Genomic DNA, 24,204 nt, shown 5'->3' with positions numbered 1-24,204 from the left:
GTCCCAGCCTAGGGGGGCCTTGCGGCTTATCCGAACAGGACAGCCGCTTCGTCGTACCGGTTCTGCGGAACGGTCTTCAACTGGCCGAGGGCTTCCTGGAACGCGACGTGGTGGATATCGGTTCCCTTCAGCGCCACCATGGTGCCCCAGTACCCCTCCACCACGGAATCGATGGCGGCCATGCCCAGCCGGGTGGCCAGGACGCGGTCGAAGGCGGACGGTACGCCGCCGCGCTGGATGTGGCCCAGGATGGTTGCCCGGGTTTCGATGCCGGTCCGGGCCTCCAGCTCGGGCGCGAGCTGGTCGGCGATGCCGCCCAGCCGGGGCCGGCCGAACGTGTCCAGGCCGCGCTCGGAGTGCGGGCTCTCCATGTGCTCCGGGACAAAGCCCTCAGCCACCACCACCAGCGGCGCGCGGCCGCGGGCGTGGGCTTCATTGACCCACTCGGTGATCTGCTCGATGCTGACTTTCTGCTCCGGGATGAGGATGGCGTGCGCACCCGCGGCCATGCCGGCGTGCAGGGCGATCCAGCCCACGTGCCGGCCCATGACTTCGGCGATCATGCAGCGGTGGTGGGACTCGCCGGTGGTGCGGAGCCGGTCAATCGCTTCGGTGGCGATCTGGACGGCGGTATCGAAGCCGAAGGTGTAGTCGGTGGCGTCGAGGTCGTTGTCCACTGTCTTGGGGACACCGACAATCTTCAGCCCGGCGTCGGTCAGGCGCTTGGCGGCGGCGAGCGTTCCCTCACCGCCGATCGCGATGATGGCGTCAATGCCCAGCCGGTCCATGTGGGCCTTGATGGCCTCGGGGCCGCCGCCGTTTTCGAACGGGTTGGTGCGGGAGGTGCCCAGGATGGTGCCACCCTGTTTCGCGATGCCGCGGACCATGGTGCGGGGGATGTCGATGATGTCGCCCTCCACCACGCCGCGCCAGCCATCGAGGAATCCGACGAATTCGTGGCCGTGGATGGCGATGCCCTTCAGCACGGCGCCGCGGATCACGGCGTTCAAGCCGGGGCAGTCGCCACCACTGGTAAGGATTCCAATTTTCATGTTCAGCTCAAATCCTGGGAGAAGGTTTACAGGCAGAGCGCCACGCTGAGCTCACCTAGAAGTGTAGTGGGGTGTGTGGGGTACGACACAAACCGGTTACATGCGGTGCGCTTTCCCGGCGGGTGGCCGCGGGCAGGAAAAAGCCCCCGCATCCGTGATCCGTTCACGAGGGCGGGGGCCTGGTCCCCCAGTGGGGGAGGTACCTTCCGTAGCTACATCCGTGGGCCGTTGGTCGAGCGGCGCTCCAGGAAGGTTTGCAGCGGGATCTCGTCGCGCTGGTCCGGAAGCACCACCCAGGCCAGCAGGTAGAAGACGACGGCGGGTCCCGGGAGGAGGCAGAACAGCAGGAACGCGATGCGCACGTAGGCCACGTCCACGTTCAGCTTGGCCGCGATGCCGCCCAGCACCCCGCCGAGCCAGCGCTGCGGGCCGCGCTTCAGGCCAAGGCCCCTGACAATGCTGAAGAACTTATCCATGGTTCAAGACTTCCTTTTCAGTGGGTCGTTGTCACGTTTGCGGGCAGAGAGCAGGCCGCCGGCCACCAGGGCCACTCCGGCGCCGATCATGAGGCCGATCAGGACGTAGGTCCCGTTGAGGGTGACGATGCCCAGTTGCGCCACGATGATCAGCGCGGCCAAAGCCAGGACGATCAGGCCCCACACCACGGTTCCCACCCTGGCCGGCGCCGCATCGGCAGGCTCGTGGCCCGCCGTCGTCGGAATGTTGCTGTCCATGTCAGTTGCCTTCCTGGATTGTGACGTTGCTGAAGGTGCCATCGATCCGCACCACCAGGTGGTTGCCGGGTTTGTCCGCGTTGTAGCTGCTCTCGCGGGTGGTGGTCCCGCCGCGCTGGCCTGTGGCCTCGTTCAGGTTGCCCATGGTCATGTCCGCCTTGATATCCACGGGCACGTTCTGCGGGATCACCACGGTGACGTTGCTGGCCGTGATATCGAGCGGAACCACGACGTCGGAGGTCAGGGGGGCTAAGGGGGACAGGTCCGTGAGGTTCACGGTTCCCCGTCCGGCGGTGATGTCGATGCCGCCGCGCGCCTCCTCGATGCTGGCGGGGTTCCAGTCCACCTGCTGGAAACGCATCCTGCCGTCGATCGCCACGTTGTAGACGCCGCCGGTAACCAGGGCGATCACGGCGAACAGGCTCAGGATCCCCGAGGTCCGGCCGCGCAGTCCCGCCACGAGGATGCCCAGGCCAAGGACTGCCGCGGCGCTGGCCCAGACAATCGCGTTGCCGGAGCCGCCAAGGTCGATGACATGCCCGGCGTCCAGTGCCTTGAGGCCTCCGCCCACCAGCAGGGCAGAGCCGGTGGCGATGGCGACGGCGGGGGCACCCGGGCCGGCCGGCCGGGGCTTGGGCGGCCGCGGCGGAACCCACGGCGCCGGGTATCCGTCCCCGCCGGAACCGCCCGGGCCGCCGGTCCCTCCGAATGCTCCCGGGCCATTCCCTGCGGGCCCGCCGGCGGTGCCGCCGCCATAGGCGGGCGCTGGAGGGAACGCCTGGGCGGGGCCGGACGTGGTGGCCGCGGAGAAGGACGACGTGTGTTCGGAACCTGGCCGTCCCGCCGTGTATGGCGCACCCGGAGCCGCCGGAGCATGGCCCGCCATGGTGGGACGTGCTTTGTTGCGCTGGGAGAGGTGGTAGATCAGGAAGATCGCGCCGGCCACCCAGAACACGGTCCAGAGGAGGCCGCTCAAGCCGTTGTGGCTCCACCCCCAGAACCCTCCGCCCAGGCCGGTGAATCCGAGGACGGTGGCGATCAGTGCGCCCGTCATGCCACTGGACCAGCGGCCCGCGCCGGCTTCCTGGACGTGGATCCGGCCGTCCGGTTCCGGGAGGAAGGCCCAGGCCAGGCCGTAGAGCAGTACGCCGATGCCTGCCAGGAGGGTCAGGACTATAAGGGCGCCGCGGATGATGATGGGGTCCACGCCGAGCCGGTGGGCTATGCCGCTGCAGACGCCGCCGATCCAGCGGTCGCTGCCCCGGGAGATGCCCTGGCTGCGGATCCAGCCGAAGAAGTCGCTTGAGGCTGCTGGCGGGGTGGGGCCGGCGTGGAAGGCATAGCCCTGTGCCGGGTCGGAAGCTGGGGGAGCGGTGGGGCCATCCTGCGAACCGCCGGGGCCGCCCTGGGCGGGGCCCGACGCCGGGCCCGGAGGAATCGCGTCGGAGGCCGGCAGCGGCTCGGTGGGCCGCTGGTTGCCGGAGCCGGGCAACGGCCCGGTTGGGTGTTCGTCGTCGGGGGAAGGGGTCTGCGAGTTCATACTTCGATCCTCCCGTCCAAGCCCGTCGCCGCTCTACTGGGGGAAACCCTGAACGGTCCCTGAGCCACCCCCGGGAAAGCGCACAACCCGGTCCGGGCCACCCTGATCCATGCTTGGATTGATCCATGACAACCCTCCCCGCGCGGCCGCCCCTGGCCCGGAGCAGTGACCGGGTCATCGCCGGCGTGTGCTCCGGCCTGGCCCTGCACCTCGGGTGGCCCGTGAAGACCGTCCGCTGGGGCATGGTCCTCGCGTCCTTCGCAGGCGGGGCCGGCCTGGTGTTTTACGCGTGGCTCTGGATCATGGTTCCCACCGCGGATGAGGCTGCCCGGCGCAATACCCGCCGCCCGGCGTCGCCCATTGCCCCGGCGGTGAGCCGGCCCGCCGCCGCAACAACGGACGACGACGGAAGTCCCACGGGTGCCGCGGGCTCCGGCCCGGCCGGCACGGGCGCAACCCCCGGCGCTCCCTGGTTCCGGGTGCGGGGCATGCGCTACGGCAAGGAGATCCTGCTCGGCTGCGGGCTCCTGCTGGTCGCCGGGATCATGATCGCCCAGTTGCTGGGTGTTGATGTGTCCCTGGGCACCCTCATCCCCGCCGCCGCTGTCCTGGGTGGCGCCTCGATCGCCTGGATGCAACTGGACGAGACCCGCCGGGCGGGACTGGTGGACAAGACCAAGGCGGACCAGGCCGGCGGCTGGGGCCGGCTCGCAGCGGGGCTGGCGCTGGTGGTTGCCGGTGTCCTGGTGATGGTGTCCGGCTCGGGTTCCTGGGAACAGACGTGGCTTGCGCTGCTGGCTTCCGTGGCGGTCCTGGGCGGCGTGGTGCTGGTCCTGCTGCCGTGGGCCTTGAAATTCTGGCGGGACCTCGAAGCCGAGCGTGCGGGCCGCATCCGGGAAACGGAACGCGCGGAGATCGCGGCCCACCTGCACGACTCAGTGCTGCAGACGCTCGCCTTGATCCAGCGGCGGGCGGGCAACGAGCACGACGTCGTCCGCCTGGCCCGCGCGCAGGAGCGTGAGTTGCGTGGCTGGCTCTTTCAGGACCACGGACGGGAAAGCGGCCAATTGTCGGACCGGATCAAGGCCGCAGCCGCCGAGGTGGAGGACCTGCTCGGCAACGCGGTGGAGGTGGTCACGGTGGGTGACGCCGCCATGACGGAGGCTCACGAAGCCTTGGTCCAGGCCAGCCGTGAGGCGATGCTCAATGCCTCCCGGCACGGCGGCGGAACGGTGTCCGTTTATCTTGAGGCTTCGGACGGGCAAGCCGAGATCTTCATCAAGGACAGGGGCCCCGGTTTTGAGCTGGGGAACGTTCCCTCGGACAGGCTTGGCGTCCGGGAATCGATCATCGGCAGAATGAAAAGGCATGGCGGCTCGGCTGCCATCCTCAGTACGGATGACGGCACCGAGGTTCGGCTGAGGCTGCCGGCAGCGGAGAACGCGGAAGGGAAACCATGAGCACCATCCAGGGAACAGGGGGCGCAGCCGCCCGGCCGGCCAAATCCGTGCGGGTGGTGATCGTGGACGATCACGCGATCTTCCGCTCCGGGTTGAAGGCCGACCTCGACGCCAGCATCCACGTGGTGGGGGAAGCCGCCACCGTGGAACAGGCCATCGCCGTGATCGCCGAGCAGCGGCCCGACGTCGTCCTCCTGGACGTGCACCTGCCCGGTGGGCTGGGCGGCGGCGGCCGGGAAGTCATCGCCGGCTCCGCACCCCTCCTCTCCGCCACCCGCTTCCTGGCCCTGAGCGTTTCCGACGCAGCGGAGGACGTGGTGGCGGTGATCCGCGCCGGGGCCAGGGGCTATGTCACCAAGACCATTTCCGGCGCCGAGATCACTGATGCCGTGTTCAGGGTGGCCGGCGGCGACGCCGTGTTCTCTCCGCGCCTGGCCGGGTTCGTCCTGGACGCATTCGGAACCGCTCCCGCGGACATTGCCGACGACGAGCTGGACAAGCTCTCGGCACGCGAACTGGAGGTCATGCGGCTCATCGCCCGGGGCTACAGCTACAAGGAAGTGGCCAAGGAACTCTTCATCAGCATCAAGACGGTGGAAACCCACGTGTCCGCGGTGCTCCGGAAGCTGCAGCTTTCCAGCCGGCATGAGCTGACCAAGTGGGCCGCCGAGCGCCGCCTCCTCTAACAACGCCAGCTCACCTTTGACGCCTTAGACACCGACGCCCGCTCACTTCCTCAAGGAAAGTGAGCGGGCGTCGGTGTCTAACCAGCCGGAAGTGAGCGGGCGTCTACTGGGCCTTGCCCAGGAAGTCCTGCAGGCGCTGGACGCCGGTGGCGAGGTCGTCATCGCCCAGTGCGTAGGAGAGGCGCACGAATCCGGACGGGCCGAACGCCTCGCCGGGGACCACAGCCACCTCTACCTCATCCAGGATCAGGGCGGCCAGCTCGGCAGACGTCTGAGGCGTGGCGGTGCCTGACGCGGTGGGGAATTCCTTGCCCAGCAGCCCCCGGACGTCCGCGTAGACGTAGAAGGCGCCCTTCGGCGTCGGGCATTCCACGCCGTCAATGGCGTTCAGGCCGGCGACGATGGCCTTGCGGCGGCGGTCGAAGGCCACCTTCATCTCATCGACCGCGGTCAGCGGACCGGACACGGCGGCGAGGGCCGCAATCTGCATGATGTTGGAGACGTTGGACGTGGCGTGCGACTGCAGGTTGGTGGCGGCCTTGATGACGTCGGCGGGGCCGATCATCCAGCCCACGCGCCAGCCGGTCATCGCGTACGTCTTGGCGACGCCGTTGAGGATGACCACCTTGTCGCCAAGTTCGGGGGCTGCAGTGGCGATGGAGGTGAAGGGGACGCCGTCGTAGGTGAGGTGCTCGTAGATCTCGTCCGTGACAACCCAGAGGCCCTTTGCTGCGGCCCACTTGCCGATCTCAGCCACCTGCTCCGGCGAGTAGACAGCGCCGGTGGGGTTCGACGGCGAGACGAACAACAGGATCTTCGTCTTGTCCGTGACAGCCGCTTCCAACTGCTCGACGGTTACCAGGTACTCCTGCTCGGGCCCTGCGAAAACTTCCACGGGCACGCCGCCGGCCAGGCGGATCGCCTCGGGGTAGGTGGTCCAGAACGGGGTGGGCACGATCACTTCGTCGCCCGGATCCACCAAGGTGGCGAACGTGTTGTACACAGCCTGCTTGCCGCCGTTGGTGACCAGCACCTGCGAGGGGTCAACGGTATAGCCCGAGTCCCGGAGGGTCTTTTCGGCAATGGCCTTCTTCAGCTCCGGCAAGCCGCCCGCAGGGGAATAGCGGTGGTACTTGGGCTGGCCGGCCGCTTCGATGGCGGCCTGGACAATGTAGTCCGGGGTGGGGAAGTCGGGTTCGCCCGCGCCGAAGCCAATAACCGGCCGGCCTGCTGCCTTGAGCGCCTTCGCCTTGGCATCAACGGCAAGGGTTGCGGATTCGGCAATTGCGGATATGCGCTTGGAAACGCGGGCGGCAGACATGGCAGGTCCGTTCTTCGCTTGCAGCCTGAAGGCTGGAATGTGGGTTTCGACGAGTTCTACTCTAAGCTGTTCAGCGGACCCTCCGGGGAGCCGGTTTGGTTTTGTGACTGCTGACTGCTGCACAAGTCGGACCGGCCGGCGGATGGGCCGGGTCGGGCCGGTTTTACCTACGCGGACTTCTTGCGTAGACTGGTTCACCGGTGTTGAAACACGGATGATGGCGTGCGCCCCAGTTCAAACTGGTGCATGGGTCGTCAAAGAGTGGCATTCACTCCATAGGGTAGTGGCGCAATTGGTAGCGCAGCGGTCTCCAAAACCGCAGGTTGCAGGTTCGAGTCCTGTCTGCCCTGCGCAAGCTGTCTCCGGGCGAAAGCCCGGGGCAGGCGCAGCAACCATGGTTCTGATCAGGGCCGGGTAATCCACCATTGCAAAGATGAGCGAGGACCAGGTGACCGAAACAGCTGCCAGCAGCTCCAAGGGCCGCCCAGCTAAGAAGGAAGCCAAGGCAAGCTTCTTCGCCCGCATTGCTCTCTTTGTCCGCCAGATCATTGGCGAACTCAAGAAGGTTGTGGCCCCCACCCGCAAGGAACTGATCAACTACACGCTCGTGGTGCTGGTGTTCGTGGCCATCATGATGGTCATCGTCAGCCTGCTGGACATTGGTTTCGGAACCGCTGTCAGCTGGATCTTCGGCGGTACCGGCTCGACGGACAGCTAAGGCTGGATGGTCCGCAGGCCGCGTGTTTCGTCCGGGAAACCGGAAGGGAAGCGCCGGTGTGCGGAATTGAGCCATTTAAATAGGCATGTTAGGCAATGAGGAAGCAGGAGACCAAGTGTCTGAGCAGGAGCTCGAGGTAACCGAGTCTGGGCTGGAACAGTCCCAGGACGTCGCGGCAGAAGCCGGTGAAGAGTCCGAGGTTGAGTCCTTCGCGCCCGAATCCGACGACGCCGGCTCCGATGCTGACGGTGCCGCCGGTGAAGAAGCCGACGCCACGGAAGACGGCGACGACGAGTCCGCCGACGCCCTCGCCGCCGCAGCGGCCACCGCAGCCGCTGATCCCGCCGAGGAGTTCAAGGCCAAACTGCGCCGCCAGGAGGGTGACTGGTACGTCATCCACTCCTACGCAGGTTACGAGAACCGCGTGAAGGCCAACCTTGAAACCCGCATCCAGACCCTGGACATGGAAGATTACATCTTCGAAATCCAGGTGCCCATGGAAGAAGTCGTGGAGATCAAGAACGCCCAGCGCAAGGTGATCAACCGCGTCCGCATCCCCGGCTACGTCCTGGTCCGCATGGACCTGACCGACGCCTCCTGGGGCGCCGTCCGCCACACCCCCGGCGTGACCGGCTTCGTGGGCAACGCCCACAACCCGGTCCCGCTGCGCCTGGACGAGGTCTTCTCCATGCTCGCCCCGGTCTTCGAGGAAGAGCAGGCCGAGAAGGGCAAGCCGGTCAACAAGCAGAACCAGGCTCCCGTGGCCGTCGACTTCGAGGTCGGCGAGTCCGTCATCGTCAAGGAAGGCCCGTTCGAGACCCTTCCCGCCACGATCTCCGAGATCAAGCCCGAGTCCCAGACCCTCGTGGTGCTGGTCTCCATCTTCGAGCGCGAAACGCCCGTCACCCTGGCGTTCAACCAGGTCACCAAGATCTGACCAACCGAGAATTCGTTCCGGCACCGCCCGCTTAGCGGCGCCGGAACGGCCGGCCGCCTTGCCATGGCGGCCACAAACCTGAGGCACGCTCCTGTGCCCCAGGACGTTATTGAGAGAAGGACCCTACATTGGCTCCCAAGAAGAAGGTCACCGGCCTCATCAAGCTGCAGATCCAGGCAGGTGCCGCCAACCCGGCCCCGCCGATCGGTCCCGCGCTTGGCCAGCACGGTGTCAACATCATGGAATTCTGCAAGGCGTACAACGCTGCGACGGAAGCCCAGCGCGGAAACGTCATCCCCGTGGAAATCACGGTCTACGAGGACCGTTCCTTCACGTTCATCACCAAGACCCCGCCGGCTGCAGAGCTCATCAAGAAGGCTGCAGGCGTTGCCAAGGGTTCATCCACCCCGCACACCGTCAAGGTTGCCAAGCTGACCCAGGCCCAGGTCAACGAGATCGCCTCCACCAAGATGGAAGACCTCAACGCCACCAGCCTCGAAGGCGCAGCCAAGATCATCGCCGGCACCGCCCGCTCCATGGGTATCACCGTCGAGGGCTAACCACCCTTCCCGCTGTCCAGCGTCAAGGTAATTGACGACGACGGGCGGCACCGCCGGGACACCGGCACCAAACACATTGAAATGTCGGTCATCCGGGCCGGATAACGAACCGGATCACCGACTGTGGCAGGGCCCAGCGCGGTCCGCAGACCACAACTGCACAAGGAGAAATAAGCAGCATGGCAAAGCGCAGCAAAGCATATGAGGCAGCAGCCGCCAAGATCGACGCGGAGAAGCACTACGCACCGTTCGAGGCAGTAACGCTGGCCAAGGACACCAACCCGTCCAAGTTCGACGCAACCGTCGAGGTGGCTTTCCGCCTGGGCGTTGACCCCCGCAAGGCTGACCAGATGGTCCGCGGTACGGTCAACCTGCCCCACGGCACCGGTAAGACCGCCCGCGTCCTGGTCTTCGCCACGGGCGACAAGGCTGAGGCAGCAATCGCAGCCGGCGCGGACTTCGTTGGTTCCGACGACCTGATCGAAAAGATCGCCGCCGGCTGGACCGACTTCGACGCAGCCGTTGCCACCCCTGACCTCATGGGTAAGGTTGGCCGCCTCGGTAAGGTCCTTGGTCCGCGTAACCTGATGCCGAACCCGAAGACGGGCACCGTGACCCCCGACGTCACCAAGGCCGTCAACGACATCAAGGGTGGAAAGATCGACTTCCGCGTCGACAAGCACTCCAACCTGCACTTCATCATCGGCAAGGTGTCGTTCGACGCCATCAAGCTGGCCGAGAACTACGCAGCCGCCCTGGAAGAGGTCCTTCGCCTGAAGCCGTCCGCTGCCAAGGGCCGCTACATCCAGAAGGCCACCGTTGCCACCACGTTCGGTCCCGGCATCTCCGTCGACCCCAACGTCACCAAGGTGCTCACCGAGGCTTAGTCCTTGATGAAAGTTCCTGCCCCGGGCTGATCCCGGAGCATCAGGAGCCCGCCCCGACGCGCATGCGCCGGGGCGGGCTCCTTTGTTGTCCGGCGTATTTGCCTAAGCTGGCTGCATGGATAATCCGGACCCCGCTGGCGTCCCGCCGCTGCCGGCACGTGACGTACTGGTGATTGGCGCCGTCGCGATCCCTGCCGCCGGAAGCGGCCAAGGTCCCTCCGGTACGTTGGCGGACTTCCGGGAGTGCCAGGCCATGCGGGCAGCGGAGGACATGGCTGTGTGGGGAAGCCTGGAGCGCTGCCTGACCGACAAGGAGGCGCTTGAGTACTGGCGTGGCAACCCCTATGAAGAACGGCAGCTCTTCCTGGCCCGGATCGGCAGCGAACCGGTGGGCCTGTGCTCGGTCACCTTCCCGCTGCGGGACAACACGGCCACGGCGGGCATTGAGGTCCTGGTGGTTCCCCGCTGGCGCCGCCGGGGGATCGGGCGTGCGCTGCTGGGCCATGTCGAGGCCGTGGCCCACTCCCGGGGTCGGTCATCCCTTGGCGGCTTCCATGAAATACCCCTGGACGCTTCGGGACATGGCGCCGGCAGGCTGGCCGCGAAGTCCGGGGCCGGGCACTTGCCACTGGACCACCCCGCAAGCGCTTTTGCCCTGTCCGCCGGCTACCAGCTGGAACAGGTGGAACGCTCCAGCCGGCTGGCCCTGCCCGTGGCTGGTGACCGGCTGGCCCGGCTCGAAGCGGAAGGGATCGCGCGTGCAGAGTGCTACACGCTGACGGCCTGGGATGATCGTTGCCCGGAAGAGCTTGTTGCCGCCTTTGCCCGGCTCAAGGAGCGGATGAGCACGGATGCGCCTACCGCGGGCATGGACTGGGAACGCGAGGACTGGGATGCGGCCCGGGTCCGGGGGGACGAATCGGCCCTTGTCCGCAGTGGCGTCCAGTCTTCCGTGGCGGCCGCCGTGCACCGGCCCACTGGCGAGCTGGTGGCGTACACGGTCCTCACCTGGCGCCCCGAGGTGCCGGAGTCGCTGATCCAGCAAGACACCTTGGTGTCGGCAGAGCATCGCGGGCATCGGCTGGGCATGCTGGTCAAGGTGGCCAACCTCCGCCGCGCGCAGGAAAAGTGGCCCCCGGCGCGCTCGGTCCTGACATGGAATGCCAGCGAAAACCAGCATATGCTGGCGATTAATACCGCACTTGGATTCAAGCCTGCCGGCTATGAAGGTGAGTGGCAGAAACGGCTGGGATGATGCCCGAATGGCGATAGACGTAAAGATCGAACAGCTGTGGATTCCGGATTCCCTGGACACCCCGGACGCAGCCGACTTCCTGGCCGCCGTCGAGGTGGGGCGCAAGGTGCGGATGCAGACCTGGGGGAGTGACGATCTCGCCTACGGTCCGCTGGAAAAACTGCTCGAGTTTGCTGATCCCTATGAGCGGCAGCTGATCCTCGTCGCCAAGGTGGACGGAGACATCGTGGGCACTGTGGACATCGCGCTGCCGCTGACGGACCACCTGGACCTTGCCGAACTCACCCTGGACATACTGCCCGAGTTCCAGCGCCAGGGCGTGGGCCGGCGCCTGCTTGAGGCGGCCGAACAGCTGGCTCGCGGCGAGGGACGCACCATGATCCTGGTGGACACCAACCACCCCGGCGCATCACTCCACGAATTTGGTCAGGCCCAGTTGGTCCCGGGCACCGGCCAGGGGTTCGTTCCCTTGGAAAGCCGGGAGGTGGAGTTCGCGCAGCGGACCGGGTACACACTCCAGCACATTGAGCAGTTCAGTTCCTGCCTGCTTCCCCTCGACACGAAGCTGGTGGCCGACCTCCAGGCTGAGGCCGAGGAAGCCAATGGCGGCCGGTACCGGCTGCACCATTGGACGGACCGCTGCCCGGACCAGTGGCTGGAGGCCGTGGCGGTCCTGGAGAACCAGGCGGGTGCAGACGTCGACCCCTCCCTGGACGTGCCGGTTGAGCAGGACATGGTGTTCGACGGCGGGATCCTGCGTGAGGCCGAAGACGTCGCCATCGCGCAGGGAAGGCGGACGGTGGTCACCGCCGTCGAGCACATCGCCACGGGATCGCTGGTGGGACTGACCACCATCACCGTGCTGGCCCACCGCGCCGACGTCGTTTTCCAGGACGATACGTTGGTCCTGCAGGAGCACCGCGGCAACAAGCTGGGCCTGCTGATCAAAGTGGCCAACATGGAGCGGCTCAGCGAGCAGTTCCCGGATGCCCGCATCATCTACACCTGGAATGCCCCCGAGAACCGGTACCTGCTTACGGTCAACAAGCAGCTTGGGTTCCAGACGGCAGGGGTGACGGGTATCTGGCAAAAGGAACTTCCCACCTTGCGGACCAGCACCAGCTGACGCCCGATTTGGCGGACCGGTGCTCCCTCACGTAAGCTGGGAGTACCAAAGACCGTCGGTTGTTGGAAATCCACTCTCCTGTTCATGGCTCAACTCTGCAGTTGTGCGCCGGAGGCCACAGTAGGTTTCCGGACGAAGGACCCTCAACGCAGGGCGGCCGGCGCAGGTGAACGAAGCAAAGCTCCACGGCTCAGCCGTGTTGAGCCAAGCCCCGTGCATCTGCGCGGGGCGTTTTTAGTTTTAGCTCTTTTGAGCGGGGACCGTCGAATACCGGCACTATCCCCGGAAGGAGGGTTATGGCAACGCCTACCAAGGTTTCAGCAGTAGCTGAGATCACTAACGATTTCAAGGAATCGAACGCCGCTGTCCTGACCGAATACCGCGGGCTCACCGTTGCACAGCTCAAGCAGCTGCGTGTTTCTCTCGGCCAGGACACCAAGTTCGCGGTCGTCAAGAACACCCTGACCGCCATTGCAGCCAAGGAAGCCGGCGTCGAAGCATTCGACGGCCAGCTTGCCGGCCCCACTGCAATCGCGTTCATCAAGGGTGACGCAGTTGCCGCTGCCAAGAGCCTGACGGATTTTGCCAAGGCCAACAAGCAGCTGGTCATCAAGACCGGTTACTTCGAGGGCAAGGCATTGGACGCCACCGAGGTTGCAGCCCTGGCTGCCCTCGAGTCCCGTGAGCTGCAGCTCGCCAAGGTTGCGGGCGTCCTCAAGGCACCCGCCGCCGCAGCTGCACGCATCATCGACGCACTGCGCCTCAAGCTTGAAGAAGAGAACGGTGCACCGGCAGCTGCCGAAGCGCCTGCCGCTGAAGAATCTGCTGACTCTTCAGCTGAAGCAGTAGCCGAGGCACCCGCCGAAGCTGCCGCTGCCGAAGAGAACTAATTCTCTTTACCCCACCAGACTCCGGTGTCAGGCCCGGCTCCGCGCCGCTCGGACACCACAACAGGAAGGACGCCAACCATGGCGAAGCTCAGCAACGAAGAGCTCATTGAAGCTTTCAAGGAACTGACCATCATCGAGCTCTCCGAGTTCGTCAAGCTCTTCGAAGAGACCTTCGAAGTTACCGCCGCTGCTGTTGCAGTTGCCGGCCCCGCCGGTGGCGGAGCTGCTGAAGAGGTTGAAGAGAAGACCGACTTCGACGTCATCCTCGAATCTGCCGGTGACAAGAAGATCGCCGTCATCAAGGAAGTTCGCGCCATCACCTCCCTCGGCCTCAAGGAAGCCAAGGACCTGGTTGACAGCGCCCCCAAGGCTGTTCTCGAAGGCGCCAACAAGGAAGCTGCCGAGAAGGCCAAGGAGCAGCTCGAGGCTGCAGGCGCCACCGTTACCCTCAAGTAACAACGCCTTTTCCTCGGGAAACCCCGCCCCACTGCGAGCCAGTTGGGCGGGGTTTCCTGCTTTAAGCGGGGCCGAAGGGTCAGCCGGGATCTGAGATGTCGGCGACTACGGCATCCAGGGCTGCGGTCAGCGAGTCGGCGTCAACGAACGCACTGTAGCCGTGGGCTCCGGCGCCCATGGAGATCCGGCGCCCGGTGATCGTGGCGTCGGCATAGACAGGCCATGCCGTGGTGCTGCCCAGCGGCGTGATGGTGCCACGCTCGTAGCCGGTCACTTCCAGGGCAACGTCTGCCGGTGGCAGCGAGAGCTTGTTGACGCCCAGCAGGGACCGGAGTTTCGGCCAGGAAATCTGCCGGTCGCCTGGAACCAGCGCGAACAGGAATGAACCGTCCTTGTGCTTGACCACCAGTGACTTCACAATGTCGGCCGGCGGGATGCCCAGGATATCGGCCGCTTCGGCGAGGCTGGGTGCCTGCGGACGTTCCACGACGTCAACGTGCAGGCCGCGCGCGGCGGCGTCGGCCAGGAAACGTTCCCGCCCGACGCCGTCCGTTCCGTTTGCGGTCAGGCCCGCCATTAGTCGCGGTAGAGCAGGAGCGCTTCGCCCTGCCCCCCTCCGCCGCACAGGGCCACCGCGGCCTTGCCCGTCCCGCGGCGCTTGAGCTCATGGGCGGCGTGCGCGGCCAGCCGCGCCCCGGAAGCCCCGATCGGATGCCCCAGGGCGATCGCCCCGCCATGGATGTTGCACTTTTCCAGGGGGTAGTCCAAATCCTTGAGCGACTGCACGGCAACGGAACCGAAGGCCTCGTTGATCTCGATGAAGTCCAGGTCGGCCGTGCTCCAGCCGGCTTTGCCGAGGGCATTCATGATCGCGTGCGAAGGCTGTGAATGCAGGGAGTTGTCCGGTCCGGCAACCTGGCCCGGCTTCCCGACGACGGCCAGGTACTCCAGGCCGTGTTCGTCGGCGTAGGCGCGGGAAGCGAGCACCAGTGCGGTGGCGCCGTCGGACAGGGGAGAAGAGTTGCCGGCCGTGATGGTTCCGTCCGTAACGAATGCGGCGCGCAGCCCGGCGAGCGACTCCACGGAGGTGTTGGGGCGCACGCCCTCGTCGGTGTCCACCACCAGTGGATCGCCCTTCCGCTGCTTCACGCTGACCGGGGCGATTTCGCCGTCGAACGTTCCGTTCTTTGCCGCGAGGGCCGCGCGTTGGTGGGACTGTGCGGCCACGTTGTCCTGGGAGGTCCGGTCGATGCCCAGGGTGAGGTTGCGCGTCTCGGTGGACAACCCCATGGACTCGCCGTCGAAGGCGTCGGTCAAACCGTCGTGGGCGGCTGCGTCAAGTGCCTGGATGGAGCCGTAGGTCCATCCCTGGCGGGACCCGGGGAGCAGGTGCGGTGCCCGGCTCATGGATTCCTGGCCGCCGGCCACCACCACGGCTGCTTCGCCGGCCCGGATCATGCGGGCGGCGTCGATCACGGCGGTGAGCCCGGAGAGGCATACCTTATTGACCGTCACGGCGGGGACGTTCCAGCCGATCCCGGCGCCGATGGAGCTTTGCCGCGCAGGGTTTTGGCCGGCACCCGCCTGCAGTACCTGGCCCATGATCACGGCTTCCACGTCGGCTGCATCAATGCCGCTGGCCGCCAAGGCAGCCCTGATGGCGTGGGCGCCGAGGTCCACCGCCGTCAGGCTGGACAGTTGGCCGTTGATGCGGCCCTGCGGGGTCCGCGCTGCTGCAAGGATGACAACGTCACTGTTGTCAGGAGAGTTGCCCATGGTCATCACTTTCAATCCGGTTCAGGTGTAAGCCACCAAGGCTATCGTGAGCCTGGTCACCCATATACTCAAACGCCGAATCGTCTGTGTGCATTCCGGCGTCCCGGTTGCGGCAGGAATCCTCCCCTCCGGGCGGGAGGCCGCGGCAGGCGGGGGAGAGGTCCCCATCCCGGCATTGTGCACGACGGCGGCGCCTTGCGTAGGGTGGTGGGCGAGGCTTTCCAGGGGGACACCGGTTCCGGGGCCGTGACGGACGGAGCGAGAACATGAAGACGACATTTGCCGCAGCAGCCCTTGCCGCCGTTGCCGCGCTCACCGGCTGCTCGGTATCGACACCGTCGCCGGCGGACTCAACTCAGCCGTCCGCTTCGCCCTCGGTCCGGTCCAGCGATGGCAGCACGCCCCGTGCGTCAGCAACGTCAACAGGCGCCGGCAACGCGGCTGCGGGTACCAAGGAAGCCTGTGAACTCTTCAACACATTGTTCGCGGACTATGCTGCCGTTTCCCCCACCGATGCAAAAGGCTACGAGGACGTCTACCTGAAGGCCCAAGATGCCAAAGCCACGGTTTCCGGCGACCTTGAGGGACTCTTCGCCTCGCTCAGCCTGCTTGCGATCGACCACTCGGCTGCCGCTGAGTCCGGCGGCACGCCCGCCCAGGAGTCCAAGGACGCCGTGCGTGACGCCGTCTTCGCCAACTCGGGAACCTGTACGGCGGAAGGCGTCACGCTGCGCCTGTAGGGTGCCCGGTGCACAGCGTGAAAACAGGTGCTTGCAATCCGGCCGGATGTGGGGTAGACACGTAGGTTGTTTTGCCGTATCGTAGATATTTGCGTCTTCCCTGTTTACCTTCAGCCTTCATATAGCGGTGGGCTTTGCCTGGCAGCTGGCAATAAACGTGCCGTGACAACGTCACAGCATCGTCAGCGCGGGTCCCGGGTCATATAGCGGAACCGGATGGTAGCGCTGCGGAGTCACTCCGCAGGGTGCACAGCGGGGGAGATCTGAAAACGCCTGAAGGTCTGTGGAAGGATCCCTCTTGGTCGCCTCGAGCACCTCTAATAACGAAACCGCTAACACCGCCGACAGCACTGATGGTGCCACTCGCCGGCTCTCATTCGCAAAGATTCACGAACCTCTTGACGTTCCGAATCTGCTTGCCCTGCAGACAGACAGCTTCGACTGGCTGGTCGGCAATGAGCGCTGGCAGGCACGCGTGGCAAAGGCTGTCGAAGAAAACGATCTCAGCGTCGCCACCACGTCCGGCCTGTCGGACATCTTTGAAGAGATCTCCCCGATTGAGGACTTCCAGGGCACCATGTCCCTGAGCTTCTCCGATCCGGAGTTCGCTGACCCCAAGTACACAATGGCCGAGTGCAAGGACCGGGACGCAACGTACTCGGCTCCGCTGTACGTGAAGGCCGAGTTCATGAACAACAACACGGGCGAAATCAAGCAGCAGACCGTGTTCATGGGCGACTTCCCGCTGATGACCGAGAAGGGTACCTTCGTGGTCAACGGCACCGAGCGTGTCGTCGTCTCACAGCTGGTCCGTTCGCCGGGCGCCTACTTCGAGCGCGCCGCTGACAAGACCAGCGACAAGGACATCTTCACCGCCAAGATCATCCCGTCCCGCGGTGCCTGGTTCGAGCTCGAGATCGACAAGCGCGACCAGGTAGGTGTCCGCCTCGACCGCAAGCGCAAGCAGTCCGTCACCGTCCTGCTGAAGGCCCTCGGCTGGACCGAAGGCCAGATCCTCGAAGAGTTCGGCCAGTACGACTCCATGCGGGCAACCCTGGAGAAGGACGCCACCGAGACCCGCGAAGACGCCCTGCTGGACATCTACCGCAAGCTGCGTCCGGGCGAGCCGCCCACCGTCGAGGCTGCCCAGTCCCTGCTGGACAACCTGTACTTCAACTCCAAGCGCTACGATCTGGCCAAGGTTGGCCGCTACAAGATCAACCGCAAGCTCGGCATCGACCGCTCCCTTGGTGACAAGGAAGCCTCGGTCCTGCACGTTGAAGACATCGTTGCCATGATCAAGTTCCTCGTCGCGCTGCACGCCGGCGAGAAGACCATCAAGGGCACCCGCGATGGCCAGGAAGTGGACCTGCGCGTCGAAATCGACGATATCGACCACTTCGGCAACCGCCGCATCCGCGCCGTCGGCGAGCTCATCGAGAACCAGGTCCGCACCGGCCTGTCCCGCATGGAGCGCGTCGTCCGCGAGCGTATGACCACCCAGGACGTCGAGGCCATCACGCCGCAGACCCTGATCAACATCCGCCCTGTGGTTGCAGCCATCAAGGAGTTCTTCGGAACGTCCCAGCTGTCCCAGTTCATGGACCAGAACAACCCGCTCTCGGGCCTGACCCACAAGCGCCGCCTGTCCGCGCTTGGCCCGGGTGGTCTGTCCCGTGACCGTGCCGGCATGGAAGTCCGTGACGTGCACCCGTCCCACTACGGACGTATGTGCCCCATCGAAACTCCTGAAGGCCCGAACATCGGCCTGATCGGTTCGCTGGCGTCCTACGGCCGGATCAACCCGTTCGGTTTCATCGAAACCCCGTACCGGCTGGTCAAGGACGGCGTCGTGTCCGACGACGTCCAGTACCTGACGGCCGACGACGAGGCCGAGGTGCTTATCGCGCAGGCCAACGCCCCGCTGGACGAGAACAACAAGTTCGCCGAGGACACCGTCCTGGTCCGTGCCCGCGGTGGTGGAGGCGAGCCCGTCCTGGTTCCCGCCGCCGACGTCGAGTTCATGGACGTCTCCCCGCGCCAGATGGTGTCCGTGGCAACCGCCCTGATCCCGTTCCTGGAGCACGACGACGCCAACCGTGCGCTCATGGGTGCCAACATGCAGCGCCAGGCCGTGCCGCTGGTCCGTTCCGAGGCCCCGTTCGTGGGTACCGGCATGGAACGCGCCGCCGCCGTCGACGCAGGTGACGTTGTCATCGCCAAGAAGGCCGGTGTGGTCACCGAGGTTTCCGCCGAGCTCGTCATCATGCTCAACGACGACGGTACCGAGACCAACTACCGCATCAACAAGTTCGCCCGTTCCAACCAGGGCAACTGCTACAACCACCGCGTCCTGGTGAACGAAGGCCAGCGCCTGGAAGTCGGCGGCATCATCGCCGACGGCCCGGCAACGGACCAGGGTGAACTTGCACTCGGCAAGAACCTGCTCGTGGCATTCATGTCCTGGGAAGGCCACAACTTCGAGGACGCCATCATCCTCTCGCAGCGCATCGTTGCCGAGGACGTCCTCTCCTCCATCCACATCGAGGAGCACGAGATCGATGCCCGCGACACCAAGCTTGGTGCCGAGGAGATCACCCGTGACATCCCCAACGTGTCCGAGGAAGTCCTGGCCGGCCTGGACGAGCGCGGCATCATCCACATCGGTGCCGAGGTTGAAGCAGGCGACATCCTGGTCGGAAAGGTCACCCCGAAGGGTGAAACCGAACTGACCCCGGAAGAGCGCCTGCTGCGCGCCATCTTCGGTGAGAAGTCCCGCGAAGTGCGCGACACCTCCCTGAAGGTGCCGCACGGCGAGTCCGGCACCGTCATCGGCGTCCGCGTCTTCGACCGCGACAACGACGACGAGCTGCCCCCGGGCGTGAACCAGCTGGTCCGCGTCTACGTGGCTGCCAAGCGCAAGATCACCGACGGCGACAAGCTCGCCGGCCGCCATGGCAACAAGGGCGTTATCTCCAAGATCCTCCCGGTCGAGGACATGCCCTTCCTTGCCGACGGCACCCCCGTTGACATCGTCCTGAACCCGCTGGGTGTTCCGGGCCGCATGAACGTGGGCCAGGTGCTCGAAACGCACCTCGGCTGGGTTGCCAAGACCGGCTGGAAGATCGAAGGCGAGCCCGAGTGGGTCAAGCAGCTGCCGAACCTGCCGCGCGAGAGTGGCCCCACCACTGTTGCCACGCCGGTGTTCGACGGTGCCCGCGAAGAGGAAATCACGGGCCTGCTGGATTCCACCAACGTGACCCGTGACGGTGACCGCCTGATCAACTCCTCGGGCAAGACCCGCCTGTTTGACGGCCGCTCCGGCGAACCGTTCCCGGATCCGATCTCGGTCGGCTACATGTACATCCTGAAGCTCCACCACCTGGTGGACGACAAGATCCACGCGCGCTCCACCGGCCCGTACTCCATGATCACGCAGCAGCCGCTGGGTGGTAAGGCACAGTTCGGTGGCCAGCGCTTCGGTGAAATGGAAGTGTGGGCGCTCGAAGCTTATGGCGCCGCCTACACGCTCCAGGAGCTCCTCACGATCAAGTCGGATGACATCCACGGCCGCGTGAAGGTCTACGAAGCGATCGTCAAGGGCGAGAACATCCCCGAGCCGGGTGTTCCCGAATCCTTCAAGGTCTTGATCAAGGAAATGCAGTCGCTGTGCCTGAACGTGGAAGTGCTTTCCACGGACGGAACCACAATTGAAATGCGTGACTCTGATGACGCAGTCTTCACGGCTGCGGAAGAACTGGGCATCGATCTGTCTCGCGCAGAGCCCAGCTCCGTAGAAGAGGTCTAGCAGGAGGTTGACGACGGCGGGTGACCACCCGCCGTCGTACGCCCCCTCCCTCCTCCCGCAACCAGGGCGCCCGGTGGTTGAGCTGTCGAAACCCCGGCGCCGTCAAGACTTCAGAATTTAGAGAACAAGAGAGAACAGGGACCATATGTCCAGCGAATCCTCCTTCGGCCTCATGCAGATCGGCCTCGCCACCGCGGAAGACATCCGCGGCTGGTCGTACGGCGAGGTTAAGAAGCCGGAAACCATCAACTACCGCACGCTCAAGCCCGAGAAGGACGGCCTCTTCTGCGAGAAGATCTTCGGCCCGTCCCGGGACTGGGAGTGCTACTGCGGCAAGTACAAGCGCGTGCGCTTCAAGGGCATCATCTGTGAGCGCTGTGGCGTCGAAGTCACCCGCGCCAAGGTCCGCCGTGAGCGCATGGGCCACATCGAGCTGGCCGCTCCCGTCACGCACATCTGGTACTTCAAGGGTGTTCCGTCCCGCCTGGGCTACCTCCTTGACCTGGCTCCGAAGGACCTCGAAAAGGTCATCTACTTCGCCGCCTACATGATCACCAGCGTCGACGAGGCCGCCCGCCACGAGGAACTGCCCAACCTGCAGGTTGAGCACGACATCGAGAAGAAGCAGCTGATCGACAACCGCGACGCCGACATCGCCGCGATCGCCCGCGACCTCGAAGGCGAAATCGCACGCCTCGAGGGCGAAGGCGCCAAGGCAGCGGACAAGAAGAAGGCCCGCGACTCCGCCGACCGCCAGATGGCCAACGTGCGCAAGCGCGCCGACGCCGACATCGAGCGCCTCGAGCAGGTCTGGGACCGCTTCAAGAACCTCAAGGTCGCGGACCTCGAAGGTGACGAAGGCCTGTACCGCGAACTGCGCGACCGCTACGGCATGTACTTCGAAGGCTCCATGGGTGCCGAGGCCATCAAGAAGCGTCTTGAGAACTTCGACATGCAGGCTGAGTCCGACCTGCTGCGCGACATCATCGCCAACGGCAAGGGCCAGCGCAAGACCCGCGCCCTCAAGCGCCTGAAGGTGGTCAACGCGTTCCTGACCACCAACAACAGCCCGCTCGGCATGGTGCTCGACGCCGTCCCGGTGATCCCGCCGGAACTGCGCCCGATGGTCCAGCTGGACGGTGGCCGCTTCGCGACCTCCGACCTGAACGACCTCTACCGCCGCGTGATCAACCGGAACAACCGCCTCAAGCGCCTGCTTGACCTTGGTGCTCCGGAGATCATCGTCAACAACGAGAAGCGCATGCTTCAGGAAGCTGTTGACAGCCTCTTCGACAACGGCCGCCGCGGCCGTCCGGTCACCGGACCGGGCAACCGTCCGCTGAAGTCCTTGAGCGACATGCTCAAGGGCAAGCAGGGCCGTTTCCGCCAGAACCTCCTCGGCAAGCGCGTCGACTACTCCGGCCGTTCGGTCATCGTCGTCGGCCCGCAGCTGAAGCTGCACCAGTGCGGCCTGCCCAAGCAGATGGCCCTGGAGCTCTTCAAGCCGTTCGTGATGAAGCGCCTGGTTGACCTCAACCACGCCCAGAACATCAAGTCGGCCAAGCGGATGGTGGAGCGCTACCGCCCGCAGGTCTGGGACGTTCTCGAAGAGATCATCACCGAACACCCGGTGCTGCTCAACCGTGCACCTACCCTGCACCGCCTGGGCATCCAGGCGTTCGAGCCGCAGCTTGTTGAAGGCAAGGCAATCCAGCTGCACCCGCTGGTTTGTGGCGCGTTCAACGCAGACTTCGACGGTGACCAGATGGCAGTCCACCTGCCGCTGAGCCCCGAAGCGCAGGCTGAGGCCCGCATCCTGATGCTGTCCTCGAACAACATCCTGAAGCCCTCCGACGGACGCCCGGTCACCCTGCCCTCGCAGGATATGATCATCGGCCTCTACCACCTGACCACCAAGCGCAAGGGTTCAGCCGGCGAAGGCCGTATCTTCGGTTCGGTTTCGGAAGCCATCATGGCGTTCGACGCCCGCGAGCTGCACCTGAACTCGCAGGTCAAGATCCGGCTCGAAGGCTTCGTGCCCTACGCCGGCTGGGAAGCTCCGGAAGGCTGGGAGCAGGGTCAGCCCGCTCTCGTCCAGACCTCCCTGGGCCAGGTCCTCTTCAACGAGACCCTGCCCGAGGACTACCCCTGGGTCGAGGCTGTTGCCGACAAGGGCGAGCTGTCCCGGATCGTCAACGACCTCGCCGAGCGCTACCCGAAGGTGGTCACCGCGGCAACGCTGGACAACCTGAAGGACGCCGGTTTCTACTGGGCCACCCGCTCAGGCGTCACGGTTGCCATCTCCGACATCGAGGTCCCGGCTGCCAAGCCGGAAATCCTTGCCGGTTACGAGGAACGGGCCGCCAAGATCCAGGGCCAGTACGACAAGGGCCTGATCGACGACGACGAGCGTCGCCAGGAACTGATCGAGATCTGGAACAAGGCCACCAACGACATCGCCTCGGTGATGCGCGAGAGCCTGTCACCGATGAACACCATCAACCGCATGGTGTCCTCCGGTGCACGTGGTAACTGGATGCAGGTCCGCCAGATCGCGGGTATCCGTGGCCTGGTGGCCAACCCGAAGGGCGAGATCATCCCGCGCCCCATCAAGTCCTCCTACCGTGAGGGCCTGTCGGTGCTGGAATACTTCATCGCCACGCACGGTGCCCGTAAGGGCCTGGCCGATACCGCCCTGCGTACCGCCAACTCGGGTTACCTGACCCGTCGCCTGGTGGACGTCTCGCAGGACGTCATCGTCCGTGAAGAAGACTGCGGCACCGAGCGCGGCTTGGTCACGCCCATCGCCGTCGCCGATTCCAACGGTGAGCTCGTCCTGGACGAGAACGTCGAGAACAGCGCCTACGCCCGTACGCTGGCCGTCGACGTCGTGGACTCCGAGGGCAATGTCCTCGCAGCCGCCGGCACCGACTGCGGCGACGTCGTCATCGCGGAACTCTTCAAGGCAGGCATCACCGAGGTCAAGGTCCGCTCGGTCCTCACCTGTGAGTCCAGCGTCGGCACCTGCGCCCTGTGCTACGGCCGTTCGCTGGCCACCGGCAAGACCGTGGACATCGGCGAGGCCGTGGGCATCATTGCCGCACAGTCCATCGGTGAACCCGGTACCCAGCTGACCATGCGTACGTTCCACACCGGTGGTGCAGTTTCCGCCGGCGGTGGCGACGACATCACCCAGGGTCTGCCCCGTATCCAGGAGCTCTTCGAAGCCCGTACTCCGAAGGGTGTCGCGCCGATTGCCGAAGCAGCCGGCCGCATCACCATCGAAGAGTCCGAGCGCCAGATGCGCCTGGTCATCACCCCGGATGACGGAACGGAAGAGATCGCTTACCCGGTCCTGCGCCGTTCACGCCTGCTCATCGAAGACGGTGACCACGTCACCGTTGGCCAGAAGCTGATCAACGGTCCCGTGGACCCCAAGCAGGTCCTGCGCATCATGGGTCCGCGTGCCGCCCAGAAGTTCCTGGTGGACGAGGTCCAGGGCGTCTACCGCAGCCAGGGCATCGGTATCCACGACAAGCACGTCGAGGTTATCGTCCGCCAGATGCTGCGGCGCGTCACGGTCATCGAGTCCGGTGAATCGGACTTGCTGCCCGGCGAGCTCGCCGAGCGGAGCCGGTTCGAGGAGGCCAACCGCCGCGTTGTGTCCGAGGGCAAGACTCCGGCTTCCGGACGTCCTGAGCTCATGGGCATCACCAAGGCGTCGCTGGCCACCGAGTCCTGGCTCTCGGCCGCTTCCTTCCAGGAGACCACCCGCGTCCTGACGCAGGCGGCCATGGAAGGCAAGAGCGATCCGCTGCTTGGCCTGAAGGAGAACGTCATCATCGGTAAGCTGATCCCCGCCGGCACGGGCCTCCCGCGCTACACGGAGGTCACGGTCGAGCCCACTGAAGAAGCGAAGGCCAACCTGTTCACCGGCCCCAGCGCATTCAGCGATTTCTCGTACGACACCCTGGGCGGTGACGGAGCTCCCGAGTTCCACGCCATCCCGCTGGATGACTACGACCTCGGCAACGACTTCCGCTAACGAGCAGAAGCCGGCTTAGCCGAAAGGGATGGTCCCGCACCGCACGGTGGGGGACCATCCCCCTTTAACCCGTCGATTAAGGCCTGGACACTGTCCGTGGTAGACTGGTTACCAATTGTTATTGTGGCAGTGGATGAGTGCGCCGGTATCAGCTGAAAGGCTGGGCCAGAGCGACGTTTCCGGTTTGCAGGGTTCTTGTGCAACGTATGCCAC

General features: G+C 65.3%; 20 protein-coding genes and 1 tRNA gene. 14 read left to right on the top strand and 7 right to left on the bottom strand.

The window, feature by feature from the left end; translation table 11 throughout:
• Window positions 1–26 precede the first annotated feature (26 nt).
• From AC4EEV_RS05300 to AC4EEV_RS05285, 4 genes are all read right to left on the bottom strand, one after another.
• Window positions 27–1,052 carry an ATP-dependent 6-phosphofructokinase gene (locus tag AC4EEV_RS05300; RefSeq protein WP_018760481.1) on the bottom strand — a complete coding sequence of 342 codons (1,026 nt, stop codon included), beginning with the start codon at window positions 1,050–1,052 and terminating at the stop codon, window positions 27–29.
• A gap of 212 nt (window positions 1,053–1,264) precedes the next feature.
• Complete coding sequence (locus AC4EEV_RS05295) at window positions 1,265–1,528, bottom strand: PspC domain-containing protein (RefSeq protein WP_018760480.1); 264 nt, start codon at window positions 1,526–1,528, stop codon at window positions 1,265–1,267.
• 3 nt (window positions 1,529–1,531) lie between these two features.
• A complete protein-coding gene (locus AC4EEV_RS05290) occupies window positions 1,532–1,786 on the bottom strand; it encodes a hypothetical protein (RefSeq protein ID WP_018760479.1) in 255 nt (84 codons plus the stop codon).
• A 1-nt stretch (window position 1,787) separates the two neighbouring features.
• Window positions 1,788–3,326, bottom strand: a complete 1,539-nt coding sequence (locus AC4EEV_RS05285; RefSeq protein WP_491330293.1) for a PspC domain-containing protein — start codon at window positions 3,324–3,326, stop codon at window positions 1,788–1,790.
• Between the two features lie 125 nt (window positions 3,327–3,451).
• On the opposite strand from AC4EEV_RS05285, the gene AC4EEV_RS05280 reads away from it, so the two are divergent.
• Together AC4EEV_RS05280 and AC4EEV_RS05275 are read left to right on the top strand one after the other, a co-directional pair.
• Window positions 3,452–4,786, top strand: a complete 1,335-nt coding sequence (locus AC4EEV_RS05280) for an ATP-binding protein (RefSeq protein ID WP_018760477.1) — start codon at window positions 3,452–3,454, stop codon at window positions 4,784–4,786.
• A complete protein-coding gene (locus tag AC4EEV_RS05275; protein ID WP_208294350.1) occupies window positions 4,783–5,472 on the top strand; it encodes a LuxR C-terminal-related transcriptional regulator in 690 nt (229 codons plus the stop codon). The genes AC4EEV_RS05280 and AC4EEV_RS05275 overlap by 4 nt, the downstream gene beginning before the upstream one ends.
• Before the next feature lie 103 nt (window positions 5,473–5,575).
• On the opposite strand, the gene AC4EEV_RS05270 is transcribed toward AC4EEV_RS05275, so the two are convergent.
• Window positions 5,576–6,793: a pyridoxal phosphate-dependent aminotransferase gene (locus AC4EEV_RS05270; protein ID WP_109044351.1), complete on the bottom strand. Its 1,218-nt coding sequence runs from the start codon at window positions 6,791–6,793 to the stop codon at window positions 5,576–5,578.
• Window positions 6,794–7,070: 277 nt separating this feature from the next.
• Between AC4EEV_RS05270 and AC4EEV_RS05265 the strand changes: the two genes are divergently transcribed.
• The 9 genes from AC4EEV_RS05265 to rplL all read left to right on the top strand — a co-directional run bounded on the left by AC4EEV_RS05265 (window position 7,071) and on the right by rplL (window position 13,622).
• Window positions 7,071–7,143, top strand: a tRNA-Trp gene (locus tag AC4EEV_RS05265).
• An 83-nt stretch (window positions 7,144–7,226) separates the two neighbouring features.
• Window positions 7,227–7,511 carry a preprotein translocase subunit SecE gene (gene secE, locus AC4EEV_RS05260; protein WP_018760474.1) on the top strand — a complete coding sequence of 95 codons (285 nt, stop codon included), beginning with the start codon at window positions 7,227–7,229 and terminating at the stop codon, window positions 7,509–7,511.
• 115 nt (window positions 7,512–7,626) lie between these two features.
• A complete protein-coding gene (gene nusG / locus AC4EEV_RS05255) occupies window positions 7,627–8,448 on the top strand; it encodes a transcription termination/antitermination protein NusG (protein WP_491330292.1) in 822 nt (273 codons plus the stop codon).
• 128 nt (window positions 8,449–8,576) lie between these two features.
• Complete coding sequence (rplK, locus tag AC4EEV_RS05250) at window positions 8,577–9,008, top strand: 50S ribosomal protein L11 (RefSeq protein WP_018760472.1); 432 nt, start codon at window positions 8,577–8,579, stop codon at window positions 9,006–9,008.
• A gap of 179 nt (window positions 9,009–9,187) precedes the next feature.
• Window positions 9,188–9,895 carry a 50S ribosomal protein L1 gene (rplA, locus tag AC4EEV_RS05245; protein ID WP_018760471.1) on the top strand — a complete coding sequence of 236 codons (708 nt, stop codon included), beginning with the start codon at window positions 9,188–9,190 and terminating at the stop codon, window positions 9,893–9,895.
• A gap of 115 nt (window positions 9,896–10,010) precedes the next feature.
• Window positions 10,011–11,150: a GNAT family N-acetyltransferase gene (locus AC4EEV_RS05240; RefSeq protein WP_491330291.1), complete on the top strand. Its 1,140-nt coding sequence runs from the start codon at window positions 10,011–10,013 to the stop codon at window positions 11,148–11,150.
• 7 nt (window positions 11,151–11,157) lie between these two features.
• Window positions 11,158–12,276, top strand: coding sequence for a GNAT family N-acetyltransferase (locus tag AC4EEV_RS05235; RefSeq protein WP_018760469.1), 1,119 nt, complete (start codon window positions 11,158–11,160; stop codon window positions 12,274–12,276).
• Between the two features lie 296 nt (window positions 12,277–12,572).
• The gene (gene rplJ / locus AC4EEV_RS05230) at window positions 12,573–13,166 is read left to right on the top strand and encodes a 50S ribosomal protein L10 (RefSeq protein ID WP_018760468.1); all 594 of its coding nucleotides are present in this window, start codon (window positions 12,573–12,575) and stop codon (window positions 13,164–13,166) included.
• A 78-nt stretch (window positions 13,167–13,244) separates the two neighbouring features.
• Window positions 13,245–13,622 carry a 50S ribosomal protein L7/L12 gene (rplL, locus tag AC4EEV_RS05225; RefSeq protein ID WP_018760467.1) on the top strand — a complete coding sequence of 126 codons (378 nt, stop codon included), beginning with the start codon at window positions 13,245–13,247 and terminating at the stop codon, window positions 13,620–13,622.
• 79 nt (window positions 13,623–13,701) lie between these two features.
• Here the strand turns inward: rplL and AC4EEV_RS05220 are convergent, their stop codons facing one another.
• Both AC4EEV_RS05220 and AC4EEV_RS05215 read right to left on the bottom strand, forming a co-directional pair.
• Window positions 13,702–14,199 carry an aminoacyl-tRNA deacylase gene (locus AC4EEV_RS05220; protein WP_491330290.1) on the bottom strand — a complete coding sequence of 166 codons (498 nt, stop codon included), beginning with the start codon at window positions 14,197–14,199 and terminating at the stop codon, window positions 13,702–13,704.
• Entirely contained in the window at window positions 14,199–15,398 is a 1,200-nt protein-coding gene (locus AC4EEV_RS05215) for an acetyl-CoA C-acetyltransferase (RefSeq protein ID WP_285319145.1), read from the bottom strand. The genes AC4EEV_RS05220 and AC4EEV_RS05215 overlap by 1 nt, the downstream gene beginning before the upstream one ends.
• 266 nt (window positions 15,399–15,664) lie before the next feature.
• Here AC4EEV_RS05215 and AC4EEV_RS05210 point away from each other — a divergent pair, with 266 nt between their 5' ends.
• The 3 genes from AC4EEV_RS05210 (at window position 15,665) to AC4EEV_RS05200 (ending at window position 23,991) form a co-directional block, all read left to right on the top strand.
• Entirely contained in the window at window positions 15,665–16,138 is a 474-nt protein-coding gene (locus AC4EEV_RS05210) for a hypothetical protein (RefSeq protein ID WP_018760464.1), read from the top strand.
• A gap of 298 nt (window positions 16,139–16,436) precedes the next feature.
• Window positions 16,437–19,946: a DNA-directed RNA polymerase subunit beta gene (rpoB, locus tag AC4EEV_RS05205; protein ID WP_018760463.1), complete on the top strand. Its 3,510-nt coding sequence runs from the start codon at window positions 16,437–16,439 to the stop codon at window positions 19,944–19,946.
• Between the two features lie 145 nt (window positions 19,947–20,091).
• Entirely contained in the window at window positions 20,092–23,991 is a 3,900-nt protein-coding gene (locus AC4EEV_RS05200; protein WP_018760462.1) for a DNA-directed RNA polymerase subunit beta', read from the top strand.
• Window positions 23,992–24,204 lie beyond the last annotated feature (213 nt).

Source organism: Pseudarthrobacter sp. MOO14 (assembly GCF_058267675.1).
The sequence above is the reverse complement of the archived record's forward strand: the minus strand, read 5'-3'. Positions and strand labels throughout refer to the sequence as shown.

Bases quoted from the DNA above. Each gene is read 5' to 3' on its own strand.
- AC4EEV_RS05300 (WP_018760481.1), bottom strand. From the start codon at position 1,052: ATGAAAATTGGAATCCTTACCAGTGGTGGCGACTGCCCCGGCTTGAAC.
- AC4EEV_RS05295 (WP_018760480.1), bottom strand. From the start codon at position 1,528: ATGGATAAGTTCTTCAGCATTGTCAGGGGCCTTGGCCTGAAGCGCGGC.
- AC4EEV_RS05290 (WP_018760479.1), bottom strand. From the start codon at position 1,786: ATGGACAGCAACATTCCGACGACGGCGGGCCACGAGCCTGCCGATGCG.
- AC4EEV_RS05285 (WP_491330293.1), bottom strand. From the start codon at position 3,326: ATGAACTCGCAGACCCCTTCCCCCGACGACGAACACCCAACCGGGCCG.
- AC4EEV_RS05280 (WP_018760477.1), top strand. From the start codon at position 3,452: ATGACAACCCTCCCCGCGCGGCCGCCCCTGGCCCGGAGCAGTGACCGG.
- AC4EEV_RS05275 (WP_208294350.1), top strand. From the start codon at position 4,783: ATGAGCACCATCCAGGGAACAGGGGGCGCAGCCGCCCGGCCGGCCAAA.
- AC4EEV_RS05270 (WP_109044351.1), bottom strand. From the start codon at position 6,793: ATGTCTGCCGCCCGCGTTTCCAAGCGCATATCCGCAATTGCCGAATCC.
- secE (WP_018760474.1), top strand. From the start codon at position 7,227: ATGAGCGAGGACCAGGTGACCGAAACAGCTGCCAGCAGCTCCAAGGGC.
- rplA (WP_018760471.1), top strand. From the start codon at position 9,188: ATGGCAAAGCGCAGCAAAGCATATGAGGCAGCAGCCGCCAAGATCGAC.
- AC4EEV_RS05240 (WP_491330291.1), top strand. From the start codon at position 10,011: ATGGATAATCCGGACCCCGCTGGCGTCCCGCCGCTGCCGGCACGTGAC.
- AC4EEV_RS05235 (WP_018760469.1), top strand. From the start codon at position 11,158: ATGGCGATAGACGTAAAGATCGAACAGCTGTGGATTCCGGATTCCCTG.
- rplJ (WP_018760468.1), top strand. From the start codon at position 12,573: ATGGCAACGCCTACCAAGGTTTCAGCAGTAGCTGAGATCACTAACGAT.
- rplL (WP_018760467.1), top strand. From the start codon at position 13,245: ATGGCGAAGCTCAGCAACGAAGAGCTCATTGAAGCTTTCAAGGAACTG.
- AC4EEV_RS05220 (WP_491330290.1), bottom strand. From the start codon at position 14,199: ATGGCGGGCCTGACCGCAAACGGAACGGACGGCGTCGGGCGGGAACGT.
- AC4EEV_RS05215 (WP_285319145.1), bottom strand. From the start codon at position 15,398: ATGGGCAACTCTCCTGACAACAGTGACGTTGTCATCCTTGCAGCAGCG.
- AC4EEV_RS05210 (WP_018760464.1), top strand. From the start codon at position 15,665: ATGAAGACGACATTTGCCGCAGCAGCCCTTGCCGCCGTTGCCGCGCTC.
- AC4EEV_RS05200 (WP_018760462.1), top strand. From the start codon at position 20,092: ATGTCCAGCGAATCCTCCTTCGGCCTCATGCAGATCGGCCTCGCCACC.